Raw genomic sequence first — 14,668 nt, 5'->3', positions numbered from 1 at the left:
TATCGATTGTGTCTTAAAACGGTTACAGGCTGATTGACCCCGGTTTTGCACAAAAGTCACCGCGGCAATTGACGTACGGCACAACAAAAAGACCCCGGCGTTTCGGCCGGGGTCTTCTGTGTAGCGCTAAACCTGCAAAGGCATCAGTATTTCTTGATGTCTGCCTGGCTTTCCAGTTGCTTGCGATACGCCGCAAAGTCTTGCTGGCCGATGCGCGAAGCGAGGTAGCGACGGTACTGCGCTTTCTCTTCTTCGGTCGGTGCCGCTGCTTCGTTCACGCCATTGAGGCGCACGATCATCAGGCTACCATCGGCCAGCGTCACGCTGGTGAAGGTCGGCTTGTCCTTGGCCGCAGGCTTCGCCATGCGGAACAGCGCTTGCAGCACAGCAGGGTCGACCCCTTCCTGAGCGCGAGTCGCCGCTTCGGTGACTTTCCAGGCCTGGCCGTCGACTGCCTGATCCAGCGGGGTCTTGCCATCGCGCAGGCTGGCAATCAAGGCTTCAGCCTTGGTCTTGGCATCGGCGCTGGCGTGCTCCTTGGCCAGCTGTACCCGGATTGCAGCAGAAACACTTTCCAGCGGCAACTGCGAAGGCTTCAGGTGCTCCTTGGCACGCAACACGATCACGGTTTCCGGATCGAGCTCGATGGCGGTGCTGTTCGCACCCTCATCCAGGACTTCCGGGCTGAACGCGGCAGTGATCACGGCACGGTTGGCTGCAATACCCTCTCCGCCTTCGCGACCGAACGGCTTGGTCGTCTGTACGGTCAGTTTCAGGTCCTGCGCCGGCTGAGCCAGATCGGACGCTTCGAACGAGGCGTCTTCCAGCTGCTTGCTCGCCTCAACGAAACGCTGCTCGACCTGCTGGGTTTTCAGCGCGCGGGTCAGCTTGTCTTTCAGGCTGGCGAAAGTTGGCACTTCAGGCGCTTCCACACCCAACAGCTTGATCAGGTGAAAACCGAAGTCGGTGCGAACCGGCGTCGAAACCTGGTCTTTGGCCAACGAATACAGGGCTTTTTCGAACGCCGGATCGTAGACGCCAGCACCGGCATAACCCAGGTCACCGCCGTTGTTCGCCGAACCCGGATCCTGGGAGAACTCCTTGGCCAGCGCCTCGAACTGCTCACCCTTGGCCAGACGGGCCTGGATCTCTTCGATCTTCGCTTTGGCTTGTGCCTCGGTGGTCTTGTCGTTCACTTCAATCAGAATATGCGCAGCCCGGCGTTGCTCGGACAGGTTCGCGATTTCTTTCTGATAGGCCGCTTGCAGTTCTTCGTCGCTGACGCTGACCTGGTCAAAGAAGGAAGACTTCTTCAACTCGAGGTAATCGATGACCACCTGATCCGGCGTCATGAACTCCTTGGCGTGCTCGTCGTAATAGGCCTTGACCTCTTCGTCGGTCAGCTTCACAGCCGACGGATCAGCCTTGATGTTCAGCGAAGCGAAATCGCGGGTCTGTTTTTCCAGACGGGCAAACGCCAGCACCTGCGCATCGGTCACGAAGCCGCTACCGGCCAGACCGGCACGCAGCTGGCCAATCAGCATTTCCTGAGCCAGCATCTGGCGGAATTGCATGCGGCTATAGCCGAGCTGGCGAATCACCTGGTCGAAACGCTCGGAGCTGAACTTGCCATCAACCTGAAATTCCGGTGTTTGCAGGATGACCTGATCAAGTGCCGCTTCGGAAAAGGCAAACTTCGATTGTTCTGCGCCTTGCAGCAGCAGCTTGCGATCGATCAGGCCCTTGAGAGCCGATTCGCGCAACATTTTTTCATCCAGCAAGGAAGCATCGAAATCCTTGCCCAGCTGTTGCATGAGCTGGCGGCGTTGCATATCCACCGCCTGGCTCAGCTCGTTCTGGCTGATTTCTTCACCGTTGACCTTCGCCGCTTCATTCTTGCTCGTCGTGGCCTGGAAAATGGCGTCGAAACCGGTCAAGGCCATCAGTGCAACGATGACCCCGATAATAGTCTTGGCAATCCAGCCTTGTGAATTGTCCCTGATATTCTGCAGCATGCGTCCCCCAGAAACGGTTGAACTTCAAAATTAGGCAACCGTGGAGCGTGGGTAGAATCCGGATAGAAGAAAGGCGCATCCGAGGATGCGCCTTCTCGTAACTGGCGGAGCGGATCAAAGGCTCGAACTGGCGACCCTTGGTGTCTTGAACCGGCGACCTGCAGTCAGGACTGCCGCTCCGCTGCCAAGTCAGGCATGACCCCGACCCGGATGGGTAAAAACCTGAATCGAACTTAGTTGACAGCTTCTTTCAGTGCTTTACCGGCTTTGAAACCTGGTTTTTTGGCTGCTGCGATTTCCAGCGTCTTACCGGTCTGTGGGTTACGACCAATGCGAGCTGGACGATCGGTTACGGAGAAAGTACCGAAACCTACCAGAACAACAGAGTCGCCAGCCTTGAGAGCGCCAGTGACGGATTCGATTACAGCGTCCAGCGCACGGCCAGCAGCAGCTTTCGGGATATCAGCGGATGCAGCGATAGCATCAATCAGTTCCGACTTGTTCACTCTAAGTCCCCTTATATCTATTTGAGTATGATTCTAAGTTTTTTTGGTGAAAGCAAAAACGAGTGCTGAATGGCCTACAGACACTTAAGAGCCGCTTTATAACAAGGGCTCTAAAAAACTGTCAAGGAAGCCCCCCAGGCAAATACGTACTAATGCGTACTAATTCTTTCCTTAGAATCCGCGTCGCGTTTCTCATCCTTCGCGACTATCTCCGGAGCCACGTCCGGCAAGGGCTCCGGCGCGTATTGCAACGCAATTTGCAGGACCTCGTCAATCCATTTAACCGGTTTAATCTGTAGATCCTGCTTGATATTGTCCGGAATCTCTTTGAGATCGCGCACATTCTCTTCAGGAATGATCACGGTCTTGATCCCGCCACGATGGGCAGCCAGCAGTTTTTCTTTCAAGCCGCCAATGGCCAGCACCTGGCCACGCAAAGTGATTTCGCCGGTCATGGCGACATCCGCGCGTACCGGAATGCCGGTCAATGCCGAAACCAGGGCCGTACACATGCCCACGCCAGCGCTAGGACCGTCTTTCGGGGTTGCCCCTTCAGGCATATGGATGTGCGTGTCGCGCTTCTCATGGAAGTCCAGGGGAATGCCCAGGCTCTTCGCCCGACTGCGAACAACGGTCAATGCGGCCGTGATCGACTCGACCATCACATCACCCAGGGAACCGGTCTTGATCAACTGGCCCTTGCCCGGTACCACGGCGGCTTCGATGGTCAGCAGTTCGCCACCCACCTGAGTCCACGCCAGCCCGGTCACCTGGCCGATCTGATCCTGCTGCTCGGCCAGGCCATAACGGAATTTACGCACGCCCAGGAAGTGCTCCAGCATGTCTGCGGTGACCTTCACCGAGAAGCGTTTTTCCAGCGCATGTTCCTTGACGGCCTTGCGGCACACCTTGGCAATCTGCCGCTCAAGGCCACGCACACCGGCTTCTCGGGTGTAGTAGCGGATGATGTCGCGAATCGCTTCGGCGTCGAATTCCAGCTCGCCTTTTTTCAATCCGTTGGCAGTGATCTGCTTCGGCGAAAGGTACTTCACGGCGATGTTGATCTTCTCGTCTTCGGTGTAGCCAGGCAGACGGATCACTTCCATCCGGTCCAGCAGCGCCGGCGGAATGTTCATCGAGTTCGAGGTGCACAGGAACATCACATCGGACAGGTCGTAATCGACTTCCAGATAGTGATCGTTGAAATTGTGGTTCTGCTCGGGATCGAGCACTTCCAGCAACGCCGATGCCGGGTCGCCGCGCATGTCGCTGCCCATTTTGTCGATTTCATCGAGCAGGAACAGCGGGTTGCGCACGCCCACTTTTGTCATCTTTTGAATCAATCTTCCTGGCATCGAACCGATGTAAGTACGGCGATGACCACGAATTTCCGCCTCGTCACGCACGCCACCGAGAGCCATGCGTACGAACTTGCGGTTGGTGGCATGAGCAATCGACTCCGCCAGGGACGTTTTACCCACCCCGGGAGGACCGACCAGGCACAGCACCGGACCACGAATCTTCTTCACGCGTTTTTGCACGGCGAGGTATTCGAGGATGCGTTCTTTGACTTCTTCGAGGCCATAGTGGTCGGCATCCAGAATGTCTTCGGCACGCGCCAGATCCAGGCGCACCTTGCTCTGGGCCTTCCACGGCACCTGAACCAGCCAGTCGATGTACGAACGCACCACGGTTGCTTCCGCGGACATCGGTGACATCTGCTTGAGCTTGTTCAGTTCGGCCGTCGCCTTGGCCAGTGCGTCTTTCGGCAGGCCGGCGGCGTCGATACGCTTTTTCAGCTCTTCGACTTCGTTATGACCTTCGTCGCTGTCACCGAGCTCTTTCTGAATGGCCTTCATCTGCTCGTTCAGGTAGTACTCGCGCTGACTGCGCTCCATTTGCTTCTTGACGCGGCCGCGAATGCGTTTTTCGACTTGCAGCAGATCGATCTCGGCATCAAGCAACGCCAGAACGTGCTCGACCCGGGCCGACAGATCGATGATTTCGAGTATTTCCTGCTTCTGCTCGATCTTCAGGGCCATGTGCGCAGCCATGGTGTCCACCAGGCGGCCTGGCTCATCGATGCTGTTGAGCGACGAGAGGACTTCAGCCGGGACTTTCTTGCCCAACTGCACGTATTGCTCGAACTGGGACAGCAGGCTGCGAACGAACACTTCCGACTCGCGCTCTGGTGCATCAACTTCGTCGATCAGGGAGACTTCAGCACGGCAGTGGCCGTCCACTTCGCTGAAGCGCTCAACGGCGCCCCGCTGCTCACCTTCGACCAGGACCTTGACCGTGCCGTCAGGCAGCTTCAGCAGCTGCAGAACGGTGGCAATCGTACCAACGCGGTACAGAGCCTCTTCACCGGGATCGTCGTCAGCCGGGTTTCTCTGCGCCAGCAGAAGAATCTGCTTGTCACCCGTCATCGCAGCCTCGAGGGCTTCGATGGATTTCTCGCGCCCCACGAACAGCGGGATAACCATGTGCGGATAAACCACGACATCACGCAATGGCAGGAGAGGCAATTCAATGGTGGTCTTCATGATTTCGCCTCTACGGCGGCCGTAAGGCCGTAAACAGATGGAAGTAAGCTTGAAACCAAGATGGGGTCTAGTTTCGAAAAAAACAAGCGGATAAAAGCAGTAAAAGATCTCAGCCCGAAGAAGCTTGAGAAAATGGCTGGCTGTCAGGTCGCCTTCGCTGGCAAGCCAGCTCCCACAAAAGAAAAGGGGCCCGAAGGCCCCTTCTTTGTTCAAGCTGCGTGACGCTTAAGCGTCTGGCGCGGCCTTGGCGGTCGGCTCACTGTTTTCATAGATATACAGTGGCTTGGACTTGCCTTCTATCACGCTTTCATCGATCACTACTTTGCTCACCTCGGATTGCGAGGGGATTTCATACATAGTGTCGAGCAATACACCTTCGAGAATCGAACGCAGGCCACGGGCACCGGTTTTACGCTCCAGGGCACGCTTGGCGACCGATTTCAGAGCGTCGGAACGGAATTCCAGATCAACGCCTTCCATCTCGAACAGCTTGGCATACTGCTTGGTCAGAGCATTTTTCGGCTCAGTGAGGATCTGCATCAACGCAGCCTCGTCAAGCTCGTCCAGCGTTGCAAGCACCGGCAGGCGACCGACGAATTCCGGGATCAGACCGAACTTGACCAGATCGTCAGGCTCGACTTCACGCAGGGACTCACCTACTTTCTTGCCTTCTTCCTTGCTGCGCACTTCCGCGTTGAAACCGATACCGCCCTTGGTGGAACGGTTTTGAATAACCTTTTCCAGACCGGAGAACGCACCGCCGCAGATGAACAGGATGTTACGGGTGTCGACCTGAAGGAATTCCTGCTGCGGATGCTTGCGACCACCTTGAGGCGGAACGGAAGCGACCGTGCCTTCGATCAACTTGAGCAGGGCCTGCTGCACGCCTTCACCGGAAACGTCCCGGGTGATCGACGGGTTATCGGATTTGCGCGAAATCTTGTCGATTTCATCGATGTAGACAATACCCATCTGGGCCTTTTCCACGTCGTAATCGCATTTCTGCAGCAGCTTCTGAATGATGTTCTCGACATCTTCACCCACGTAACCCGCCTCGGTGAGGGTGGTTGCGTCGGCGATGGTGAACGGAACGTTCAGCAAGCGAGCCAGGGTTTCGGCAAGCAGGGTCTTACCCGAGCCTGTCGGGCCGATCAGCAGGATGTTGCTCTTGCCGAGTTCGACGTCGTCATTCTTTTTGTCACGCTGATTCAGGCGCTTGTAGTGGTTGTACACCGCTACGGCCAGAACCTTTTTCGCACGCTCCTGACCAATCACATACTGATCAAGGATGCCGCTGATTTCTTTAGGCGAAGGCAATTTATGCGCGCTGCTTTCGGCCTGTGCTTCCTGCACCTCCTCGCGGATGATGTCATTGCACAGGTCGACGCACTCGTCGCAGATAAAGACCGAGGGGCCGGCAATCAATTTGCGTACTTCATGCTGGCTTTTGCCACAGAAGGAGCAATAGAGCAGCTTGCCGTTGTCCTCGCCGTTGCGGGTGTCAGTCATTCGTTCGATCCAAATCCGATAGGCTTGCAACACAAGATGAAGGCTATTGCGGGCTTTTTCAAGCCCGCAGGTGATCGGACCCGCCGACCAACCTTATTTTGAGCTGCTTATTTTAAGCAGGGCGCTGACTGATCACTTCGTCGATCAGCCCGTACTCACGCGCAGCGTCCGCACTCATGAAATTATCGCGGTTGGTATCGCGCTCGATTTCTTCAAGCGTGCGCCCGCTGTGCTTGGCCATCAGCGTGTTGAGACGCTCACGAATGAAGAGGATTTCCTTGGCGTGGATTTCGATATCCGACGCCTGGCCCTGGAAACCGCCCAGTGGCTGGTGAATCATCACACGCGAGTTCGGCAGGCAGTAACGCTTGCCCTGGGCACCGGCCGTCAGCAGGAATGCGCCCATGCTGCACGCCTGACCGATACAGGTGGTTGACACATTGGGCTTGATGAACTGCATGGTGTCGTAGATCGACATGCCCGCCGTCACCGAACCGCCCGGGGAGTTGATATAGAGATGGATGTCCTTGTCCGGGTTTTCCGCTTCAAGGAACAGCAGTTGCGCACAGATCAGGTTGGCCATGTAGTCCTCTACCGGGCCAACCAGAAAGATCACTCGCTCCTTGAGCAGGCGCGAGTAGATGTCGTAGGCGCGCTCGCCACGAGCGGACTGCTCGACAACCATCGGGACCAGGCCGCCTGCGGCCTGGATATCAGAGTTCTGCTGAATATACGAATTACGGAACATGCTCTGCAGTCACTCCCAAATAGTTATGTCTTGAATACGCATAAGCCAGCACGAAGGCTGGCTTATGGTGATTGCTTCTTACCGCAAAAGTGATCAGTCGGCTTGTGGTGCTTCTACCGGCTTGACCGCTTCTTCGTAAGAGACCGATTTGTCGGTCACGCTAGCTTTCTGCAGAACAGTATCCACAACTTGCTCTTCCAGCACAACCGAACGAACTTCGTTCAGTTGCTGGTCGTTTTTGTAGTACCAGGACACAACTTGCTCAGGCTCCTGATAGGCCGAAGCCATTTCCTGAATCATCTCGCGAACGCGGGTTTCGTCCGGCTTGAGGTCGAATTGCTTGACCACTTCAGCCACGATCAGGCCCAGCACTACGCGGCGCTTGGCTTGCTCTTCGAACAGCTCGGCCGGCAGTTGGTCAGGCTTGATGTTGCCGCCGAACTGCTGGACGGCCTGCACGCGCAGACGGTCAACTTCGTTGGACAGCAGAGCCTTTGGCACTTCGATCGGGTTGGTGGCCAGCAGACCATCCATTACCTGATTCTTGACCTTGGATTTGATCGCCTGACGCAGTTCACGCTCCATGTTCTTGCGAACTTCGGCGCGGAAGCCTTCCAGACCGGTTTCCTTGATGCCGAATTGAGCGAAGAACTCTTCAGTCAGTTCTGGCAGCTTTGGCTCGGAAACGGTGTTGACAGTCACGGTGAACTCGGCAGTTTTGCCAGCCAGGTCCAGGTTCTGATAGTCCTCTGGGAAAGTCAGGTTCAGAACGCGTTCTTCACCGGCCTTGGCGCCAACCAGGCCATCTTCGAAACCAGGGATCATGCGGCCGGAACCCAGGACCAGCTGGGTACCCTTGGCGGAACCGCCGGCGAACACTTCACCGTCGACCTTGCCGACGAAATCGATGTTCAGCTGGTCTTCGTTCTGGGCAGCGCGATCGGCCACTTCGAAACGGGTGTTCTGCTTGCGCAGGATTTCCAGCATCTTGTCCAGATCGGCGTCAGTCACGTCAGCGCTCAGACGCTCGACGGCGATACCGTCAAAACCGGCAACGGTGAACTCAGGGAACACTTCGAAAACAGCGACGTATTCCAGGTCCTTGCCCGCTTCCAGGGATTTAGGCTCGATCGATGGCGAACCAGCCGGGTTCAGCTTCTGCTCAACCACAGCTTCGTAGAAGGAGGACTGGATCACGTCGCCTACAGCTTCCTGGCGAGCATCGGCACCGAAACGGCGCTTGATTTCGCTCATTGGCACTTTGCCTGGACGGAAGCCAGCAATCTTGGCCTTTTGGGCGGTCTGCTGCAGACGCTTGTTGACCTGGCTCTCGATGCGCTCAGCCGGCACGGTGACGCTCATGCGGCGCTCAAGAGCAGTAGTATTTTCAACAGAAACTTGCATGGATATTCCTCGTTGCACAGACGTTAGCCGGCCGTTTCCGACCCCAGAATCAAGGGCATGCATTCTAGTGGGTCAAACTCAAGAAGTCACCCTACTGAAAACGGGTAAAAAAGCAGCAGGCAATTTATAGGTGCGAATGCACGAATGCACCTCGCCCCGATGGCAAATACAACCAATCACGCCAGGGCTCTGCGCCGACCCTTCCTATATAGAAGAGGTCGCCAATCATCTCCCTGACAGCCAGCCCCGCACACAGGACCGGCGGACAGGACGGCATCATCGAGAAACATAAATACGACGAAACGCCCCGCCCCTGCGACCCGGAACTTGCGGCCGCCGAAACAAAAAAGGCGCCAGACTTTTCAATCTGGCGCCTTTCGAAATATGGGGTGGACGATGGGGATCGAACCCACGACAACGGGAGTCACAATCCCGTGCTCTACCAACTGAGCTACGCCCACCATATTGCCTGTTAAAGAAGCCAAACAACTTCTTTATCAAGCTCCAGCCAGGCCAACAGCCTGATCGAAGCTTTATTTGGTGCGGATGAAGAGACTCGAACTCTTACGCCTCGCGGCGCTGGAACCTAAATCCAGTGTGTCTACCAATTCCACCACATCCGCGGATGAAGCCGTTAAAGCAAAGGCGCCAGACTGTTAATCTGGCGCCTTTCGAAATATGGGGTGGACGATGGGGATCGAACCCACGACAACGGGAGTCACAATCCCGTGCTCTACCAACTGAGCTACGCCCACCATATCGCGTTACTTGTGCCAAAGCTGCCTAATGGCGCACCCGGCAGGACTCGAACCTGCGACCATCCGCTTAGAAGGCGGATGCTCTATCCAGCTGAGCTACGGGCGCCTTGTTAGCTGTACCCTTGGAGGACTACAAACTAAGTGCTTTCCAGTCTCGCAGAACCGTAATCCCGCTCAACCTTCTTAACCAGTGCTAGGCTGTGCCCGACAAGTGCGACGAATAGTATAGAGCCACCTGAAGGTCGTCAAATCCTTTTTAAAAAAAATTCATTTAATTAAAGGAGTTAGGGGAATTTGCAGACCAAGCGCCTTTGCCCTCACCGCATGACATGCGAGAATGCGTTCTCTTTTTTTCCCCTCTCGATGGTTAATCACGCGCAATGACTGCACAACTAATCGACGGCAAATCGATCGCCGCCTGCCTGCGCCAGCAGATCGCCCAACGTGTCACCGAGCGTCGCCAGCAAGGCCTGCGCACGCCCGGCCTCGCGGTGATCCTGGTCGGTAGCGATCCTGCCTCTCAGGTTTATGTCTCGCACAAGCGTAAAGACTGTGAAGAGGTCGGCTTTCTGTCCCAAGCTTATGACCTGCCTTCCGAAACCACTCAAGAAGCGCTGACCGAGCTGATCGATCGCCTGAACGACGATCCTGCGATCGACGGCGTCCTGCTTCAGCTTCCGCTTCCCGAACACCTGGACGCCTCCAGACTGCTGGAGCGCATTCGTCCGGACAAAGACGTCGACGGTTTCCATCCTTATAACGTCGGTCGCCTGGCCCAGCGTATCCCGCTACTGCGCCCATGCACCCCCAAAGGCATCATGACCCTGCTGGAAAGCACCGGGGTCGATCTTTACGGGATGAATGCCGTGGTCGTCGGTGCGTCCAATATCGTTGGCCGCCCGATGGCGATGGAATTGCTGCTGGCCGGTTGCACCGTGACCGTCACCCACCGCTTTACCAAGGACCTGGCCGGGCATGTCGGCCGTGCGGACCTGGTCGTCGTCGCCGCCGGCAAGCCGGGACTGGTCAAGGGCGAATGGATCAAGGAAGGCGCGATCGTGATCGATGTCGGCATCAACCGTCAGGACGATGGCAAGCTGGTCGGTGACGTGATCTATGAAACCGCCCTGCCCCGCGCCGGCTGGATCACTCCGGTGCCGGGCGGCGTTGGCCCGATGACCCGTGCCTGCCTGCTGGAAAACACCCTCTACGCCGCTGAAACCCTGCACAGCTGAGTTTCACCGCAGACGCTGACAGCGAATCGAAGAACCCCGCCCTTGGCGGGGTTCTTTTTGCCTGCGAAACACACTCGACCACCCGACGGAAAATGACATTTTTTTCATGTTTCTCAGGACTTTCGCCTGTTGTTTGAACAACCATCGACAGTTATTCAGCCATACTCCAGAATGTCGCGCTTTTTACGAAATAGCCCGTTACAGAACGGCCTATCAACACTTTGTGAGTCTGCCAGCGTGAAAATCCGTCTTTCCATCCTGAGCCTATTTTTTGCAGTTACAGGGACTTTCCTCACGCCAATCGCCAGTGCTGACGAGACCACCGCAGCACCGCGAGATACGAAGACACTCAAGCTCGCTTCCGGCAGCTCCCTGCTGCTGGACATGCAAACCAACAAAGTCATCTATGCCAGCAATCCTGACGTCGTCGTCCCCATCGCGTCCGTCAGCAAACTGATGACCGGCCTGGTCGTGGTCGAAGCCCGCCAGAACATGGATGAATACATCAACATCAACATCAGCGACACACCGGAAATGAAAGGCGTGTACTCCCGGGTCAAGCTCAAGAGCGAACTGCCGCGCCGGGAAATGTTGCTGATTGCCCTGATGTCATCCGAAAACCGCGCCGCCGCAAGCCTGGCCCACCACTATCCGGGAGGCTATGCCGCGTTCATTGCTGCCATGAACGCCAAGGCCCGGGCCTTGGGCATGACCAACACGCATTTCGTCGAGCCGACCGGACTCTCCCCGCGCAACGTTTCGACCGCTCGCGATTTGAGCAAACTGTTGATCGCCGCGCACAAGTACCCGCTGCTTACCGAACTGAGCACGACCAAGGAAAAAACCGTTTCGTTCCGTAAGCCCAACTACAGCCTGGGTTTTCGCAACACCGACCATTTGGTCCGCAAGCCGGACTGGGACATCCAGCTGACAAAAACCGGTTTCACCAACGAAGCAGGCCACTGCCTGGTGCTGGTGACCCGAATGAGTAATCGCCCGGTGGCCCTGGTGATCCTTGACGCCTATGGCAAGTACACCCATTTTGCCGATGCCACGCGCATGCGTAATTGGGTAGAGAGCGGAAAGAGCGCAGACGTGCCTTCCGTAGCCTTGCAGTACAAGGCAGACAAGAACCTCAAGCAGCGGCAGAGTGGCGTGGTTGAGGCGTCGCAGTAACCTTGCTGCAAACATATTAAAAAAGCCCCGATCACTCGGGGCTTTTTTTTTGGTGATTCACGGAACACAGATTACGAAATACCTGTAGGAGCGAGCTTGCTCCGGGCGGCGTTCCGACGAAAAGCCTGAGAGCACCGCGGGGTGTCAGGCTCCCCGCATCATCGTTGACCTCCATCGCGAGCAAGCTCGCTCCTACAGGCCGGGCGGCGTTCCGTTTTTCCAAGTGCCCCCCCCCCCCCGTAAGACCGGAACCATAAGTGGCCGTCATCGCCAGCAAGCCGGATCCTACGAGGATCGGTGTTCCCCGGGGTTGCGTGAAGAACCTTTTTTTCGCCGGCTATTCAGTCGTTGGGCAGCGGCATCTGGTCGTCATCAGGGATGCCGTCGCCGGTACTTGGATCTCTCCACCCCTTCGGTTTTTCAGTGGGCACCACCGTTGGCCGCGCCATGGGATCCCTCAACGGGCTGTCCGGATCCATCACCGGATCGGTGCTTTGCTCCGGGGTCGTGGGGACGGTTTCCGGACGTTTGTCGTCAAAACTGGAATCGGTAGACATACACACCTCCATTGAACCTAAGGTTTCAGATCACCCAGTGGATCGTAGGGCTTGGCCGGAGCCTTGGGGTTGTCACCCGGCTTCACGTCCCTCGGTGCCTTGGCGGGCCCGATCGGGTCGACCTGAGGATCGGCAAGGTCCGGGGAATCGGGGTCGAAACCCAGCTCATCGCCAGACGAATGTTCAGACGAGTGCGGACCGACGGGCGTTGTGGAGTGAGCCATGGGTGCCTCCTGATCTCGGCCCGGAACCGGGCCTTTGAAGATCAGAGGCCGGCGACGAGCGATGGTGCCCGTCGGGTGACCAACGGACTTAGTGTGCGGCCAGGGCTTTTTTCGCCTTGGCGGCGGCCTGCTCCTGACCGGCTTGGGCCAGATCGTTGGCGGCCTTGAGCCAGCGCTGCTGATCGACCTGAGACGGGATTTGCGTCGGATTCTGGATCAGCACGGCCCAGCCACCGGCGTCCTTGAATGCCGACTCGAAGGCGCTGAAGCTCATCAGTTCGCGGCGGTTCATCCCCGCGCGCAACAGGACCGTCTGCTTCTGACGGTTGTAGCCGGCCAGAATGGCGTAACGCGGTTCGGCCCACATGGCCGAGCCCTCGGTGAAGCGCACCATCACCGGATAACCGGCGGCGACCTGCGTCAACAAGGCCGCAAGGTTGCTGTCGAGGGAATAAACCACCATCCCGTACTCGCGGGCCAGATTCTGCATGTTCTGTTGCAATTGCGCTTCGCCCCCCGGCAAATGCAAGGGCTTTTCGAGCAAGCCTGGGGTGATCACGATGCCCTGCTGGGACAACATGCTGGCCAGCACCTGCGGTCCGCTTTGATACGCATCGCCCCTGTAGAATCGGCCGCTGAGTTCGACTCGCTCCGGCAAACGCTTGATCTCGGGTGCAACGCTCCCGGCACACCCCGCCAGACTCGCCACGCAACCGGCCATCAGCATGGCCGACAAAATTCGAGAAAATACCCGCACCATCAGCTCTCTCTTGTTCAGGTTCAGACGCCAGGCAATCCCATTTCTGGCTCGGTCGTCGATCATAGGTCGCCGCGCTGCCCGGGTATAGCTTTAAACGGCAGACGCGTGCATTCGATAGAGCGAACTGGTTGGTGACTGCCGACTTTCGGTCAATAGTCTGAAATGCAGTAACGGCTAAACTGTGTTCTAAAGAGACGACAGTGAAGCGTGTGTGCCCGCAGCAGGGCAAAGAGGAGGCACAGATGAGCCTGACCATGATCATTGCGATGTTGATTTGCAGCTGGCTGGCGGTAGCCGCTGCCATGCTGTGGGGCGTGCTGCGCATCACTCGCCACCACCATCACCCTGCCCCGCCCGCAACGGCGCCAGAAGCGGACGAGACGCGCAGCCAACACGCCAACGCTCACTGACCGATATTTTCCTCAAACAAACGAAAACGGCCGCCTGGGTTCAGGCGGCCGTTTTGCTTTCATCTACCGTCAAGCGTCAGCGTTTACCTGCTTCTGCCGGGCCCGGCGGGACATCATGTTCAACACCTCGATCGAAGCCGAGAATGCCATGGCCGCATAGACGTAGCCTTTCGGTACATGGGCGCCGAAGCCTTCGGCAATCAGTGTCATGCCGATCATGATCAGGAAGCCCAGGGCCAGCATCACCACCGTCGGGTTGTCGTTGATGAACTTGGCCAACGGATCAGCGGCAAACAACATCACCAGCACCGACACCACCACCGCGATAATCATGATCGGCAAATGCTCGGTCATGCCGACAGCGGTAATGATGCTGTCGATGGAAAACACCATGTCCAGCATCAGGATCTGGCCGATCGCCGCAGCAAAGCCCAGGGTCACGGTGGATGTCTTGGACGTCGGATCATCCGGCGCCGGGTCCATGCTGTGATGGATCTCGGTGGTCGCCTTCCACAACAGGAACAGGCCACCGGCGATCAGGATCATGTCTTTCCAGGAAAACGCGTGGCCGAGAATCTCGATCACCGGAGCGGTCAACTGGACGATGAACGCGATGGTGCTCAGCAGACCCAATCGCAGGATCAGCGCCATGCCGATACCGATGCGCCGCGCCTTCTGCCTGTGTTGCTCGGGCAGCTTGTTGGTCAGGATCGAAATGAAGATCAGGTTATCGATGCCGAGCACGATTTCCATCACCACCAGGGTGGCCAGGGCAACCCAGGCAGTGGGGCTGGCGGCAAGTTGTAAAAGGTAGTCCATG

Annotated in this window: 13 protein-coding genes and 4 tRNA genes; 3 read left to right on the top strand and 14 right to left on the bottom strand. The window is 57.1% G+C overall.

The genetic code is table 11. From position 1 onward, the window contains the following. Positions 1 to 143 precede the first annotated feature (143 nt). The 10 genes from PPUTUW4_RS08780 to PPUTUW4_RS08735 form a co-directional block, all read right to left on the bottom strand. Positions 144 to 2,015 (bottom strand): SurA N-terminal domain-containing protein, encoded by a 1,872-nt coding sequence (locus PPUTUW4_RS08780; RefSeq protein WP_015094304.1) that lies wholly within the window; start codon positions 2,013 to 2,015, stop codon positions 144 to 146. A gap of 233 nt (positions 2,016 to 2,248) precedes the next feature. Further along, positions 2,249 to 2,521, bottom strand: a complete 273-nt coding sequence (locus tag PPUTUW4_RS08775; protein ID WP_002552737.1) for an HU family DNA-binding protein — start codon at positions 2,519 to 2,521, stop codon at positions 2,249 to 2,251. Positions 2,522 to 2,670: 149 nt separating this feature from the next. Then, positions 2,671 to 5,067: an endopeptidase La gene (gene lon, locus PPUTUW4_RS08770; protein WP_015094303.1), complete on the bottom strand. Its 2,397-nt coding sequence runs from the start codon at positions 5,065 to 5,067 to the stop codon at positions 2,671 to 2,673. A gap of 225 nt (positions 5,068 to 5,292) precedes the next feature. Next, positions 5,293 to 6,576, bottom strand: a complete 1,284-nt coding sequence (gene clpX / locus PPUTUW4_RS08765) for an ATP-dependent Clp protease ATP-binding subunit ClpX (RefSeq protein WP_007982210.1) — start codon at positions 6,574 to 6,576, stop codon at positions 5,293 to 5,295. 112 nt (positions 6,577 to 6,688) lie between these two features. Further along, complete coding sequence (gene clpP, locus PPUTUW4_RS08760) at positions 6,689 to 7,324, bottom strand: ATP-dependent Clp endopeptidase proteolytic subunit ClpP (RefSeq protein ID WP_015094302.1); 636 nt, start codon at positions 7,322 to 7,324, stop codon at positions 6,689 to 6,691. A 93-nt stretch (positions 7,325 to 7,417) separates the two neighbouring features. Further along, positions 7,418 to 8,728: a trigger factor gene (tig, locus tag PPUTUW4_RS08755; protein WP_015094301.1), complete on the bottom strand. Its 1,311-nt coding sequence runs from the start codon at positions 8,726 to 8,728 to the stop codon at positions 7,418 to 7,420. A 385-nt stretch (positions 8,729 to 9,113) separates the two neighbouring features. Continuing rightward, positions 9,114 to 9,189 (bottom strand) — tRNA-His (locus tag PPUTUW4_RS08750). Between the two features lie 77 nt (positions 9,190 to 9,266). Continuing rightward, a tRNA-Leu gene (locus PPUTUW4_RS08745) sits at positions 9,267 to 9,351 on the bottom strand. Positions 9,352 to 9,407: 56 nt separating this feature from the next. Beyond that, a tRNA-His gene (locus PPUTUW4_RS08740) sits at positions 9,408 to 9,483 on the bottom strand. A gap of 32 nt (positions 9,484 to 9,515) precedes the next feature. After that, positions 9,516 to 9,592, bottom strand: a tRNA-Arg gene (locus PPUTUW4_RS08735). Positions 9,593 to 9,866: 274 nt separating this feature from the next. Here PPUTUW4_RS08735 and folD point away from each other — a divergent pair. Further along, the gene (gene folD, locus PPUTUW4_RS08730; RefSeq protein ID WP_015094300.1) at positions 9,867 to 10,721 is read left to right on the top strand and encodes a bifunctional methylenetetrahydrofolate dehydrogenase/methenyltetrahydrofolate cyclohydrolase FolD; all 855 of its coding nucleotides are present in this window, start codon (positions 9,867 to 9,869) and stop codon (positions 10,719 to 10,721) included. A 237-nt stretch (positions 10,722 to 10,958) separates the two neighbouring features. Continuing rightward, the gene (gene pbpG / locus PPUTUW4_RS08725) at positions 10,959 to 11,897 is read left to right on the top strand and encodes a D-alanyl-D-alanine endopeptidase (protein WP_015094299.1); all 939 of its coding nucleotides are present in this window, start codon (positions 10,959 to 10,961) and stop codon (positions 11,895 to 11,897) included. Between the two features lie 341 nt (positions 11,898 to 12,238). Here pbpG and PPUTUW4_RS08720 read toward each other — a convergent pair whose 3' ends face one another. From PPUTUW4_RS08720 to PPUTUW4_RS08710, 3 genes are all read right to left on the bottom strand, one after another. Further along, complete coding sequence (locus tag PPUTUW4_RS08720) at positions 12,239 to 12,454, bottom strand: hypothetical protein (RefSeq protein WP_015094298.1); 216 nt, start codon at positions 12,452 to 12,454, stop codon at positions 12,239 to 12,241. 17 nt (positions 12,455 to 12,471) lie between these two features. Continuing rightward, the gene (locus PPUTUW4_RS08715) at positions 12,472 to 12,678 is read right to left on the bottom strand and encodes a DUF6021 family protein (RefSeq protein ID WP_015094297.1); all 207 of its coding nucleotides are present in this window, start codon (positions 12,676 to 12,678) and stop codon (positions 12,472 to 12,474) included. Positions 12,679 to 12,766: 88 nt separating this feature from the next. Next, complete coding sequence (locus PPUTUW4_RS08710; RefSeq protein ID WP_015094296.1) at positions 12,767 to 13,501, bottom strand: peptidase C39 family protein; 735 nt, start codon at positions 13,499 to 13,501, stop codon at positions 12,767 to 12,769. A gap of 179 nt (positions 13,502 to 13,680) precedes the next feature. On the opposite strand from PPUTUW4_RS08710, the gene PPUTUW4_RS30020 reads away from it, so the two are divergent. Continuing rightward, positions 13,681 to 13,848 (top strand): hypothetical protein, encoded by a 168-nt coding sequence (locus PPUTUW4_RS30020; RefSeq protein ID WP_177325097.1) that lies wholly within the window; start codon positions 13,681 to 13,683, stop codon positions 13,846 to 13,848. 69 nt (positions 13,849 to 13,917) lie between these two features. Here the strand turns inward: PPUTUW4_RS30020 and PPUTUW4_RS08700 are convergent, their stop codons facing one another. Further along, entirely contained in the window at positions 13,918 to 14,667 is a 750-nt protein-coding gene (locus tag PPUTUW4_RS08700) for a TerC family protein (protein ID WP_007977136.1), read from the bottom strand. Between the last annotated feature and the right edge of the window lies 1 nt (position 14,668).

The sequence above is a fragment of the Pseudomonas sp. UW4 genome, from assembly GCF_000316175.1.
GTDB lineage: Bacteria > Pseudomonadota > Gammaproteobacteria > Pseudomonadales > Pseudomonadaceae > Aquipseudomonas > Aquipseudomonas laurylsulfatiphila.
The sequence above is the reverse complement of the archived record's forward strand: the minus strand, read 5'-3'. Positions and strand labels throughout refer to the sequence as shown.

Coding starts and splice junctions, on each gene's coding strand:
- PPUTUW4_RS08780 (WP_015094304.1), bottom strand. CDS start 2,015: ATGCTGCAGAATATCAGGGACAATTCACAAGGCTGGATTGCCAAGACT.
- lon (WP_015094303.1), bottom strand. CDS start 5,067: ATGAAGACCACCATTGAATTGCCTCTCCTGCCATTGCGTGATGTCGTG.
- clpX (WP_007982210.1), bottom strand. CDS start 6,576: ATGACTGACACCCGCAACGGCGAGGACAACGGCAAGCTGCTCTATTGC.
- clpP (WP_015094302.1), bottom strand. CDS start 7,324: ATGTTCCGTAATTCGTATATTCAGCAGAACTCTGATATCCAGGCCGCA.
- tig (WP_015094301.1), bottom strand. CDS start 8,728: ATGCAAGTTTCTGTTGAAAATACTACTGCTCTTGAGCGCCGCATGAGC.
- folD (WP_015094300.1), top strand. CDS start 9,867: ATGACTGCACAACTAATCGACGGCAAATCGATCGCCGCCTGCCTGCGC.
- PPUTUW4_RS08720 (WP_015094298.1), bottom strand. CDS start 12,454: ATGTCTACCGATTCCAGTTTTGACGACAAACGTCCGGAAACCGTCCCC.
- PPUTUW4_RS08715 (WP_015094297.1), bottom strand. CDS start 12,678: ATGGCTCACTCCACAACGCCCGTCGGTCCGCACTCGTCTGAACATTCG.
- PPUTUW4_RS08710 (WP_015094296.1), bottom strand. CDS start 13,501: ATGATCGACGACCGAGCCAGAAATGGGATTGCCTGGCGTCTGAACCTG.
- PPUTUW4_RS30020 (WP_177325097.1), top strand. CDS start 13,681: ATGAGCCTGACCATGATCATTGCGATGTTGATTTGCAGCTGGCTGGCG.
- PPUTUW4_RS08700 (WP_007977136.1), bottom strand. CDS start 14,667: ATGGACTACCTTTTACAACTTGCCGCCAGCCCCACTGCCTGGGTTGCC.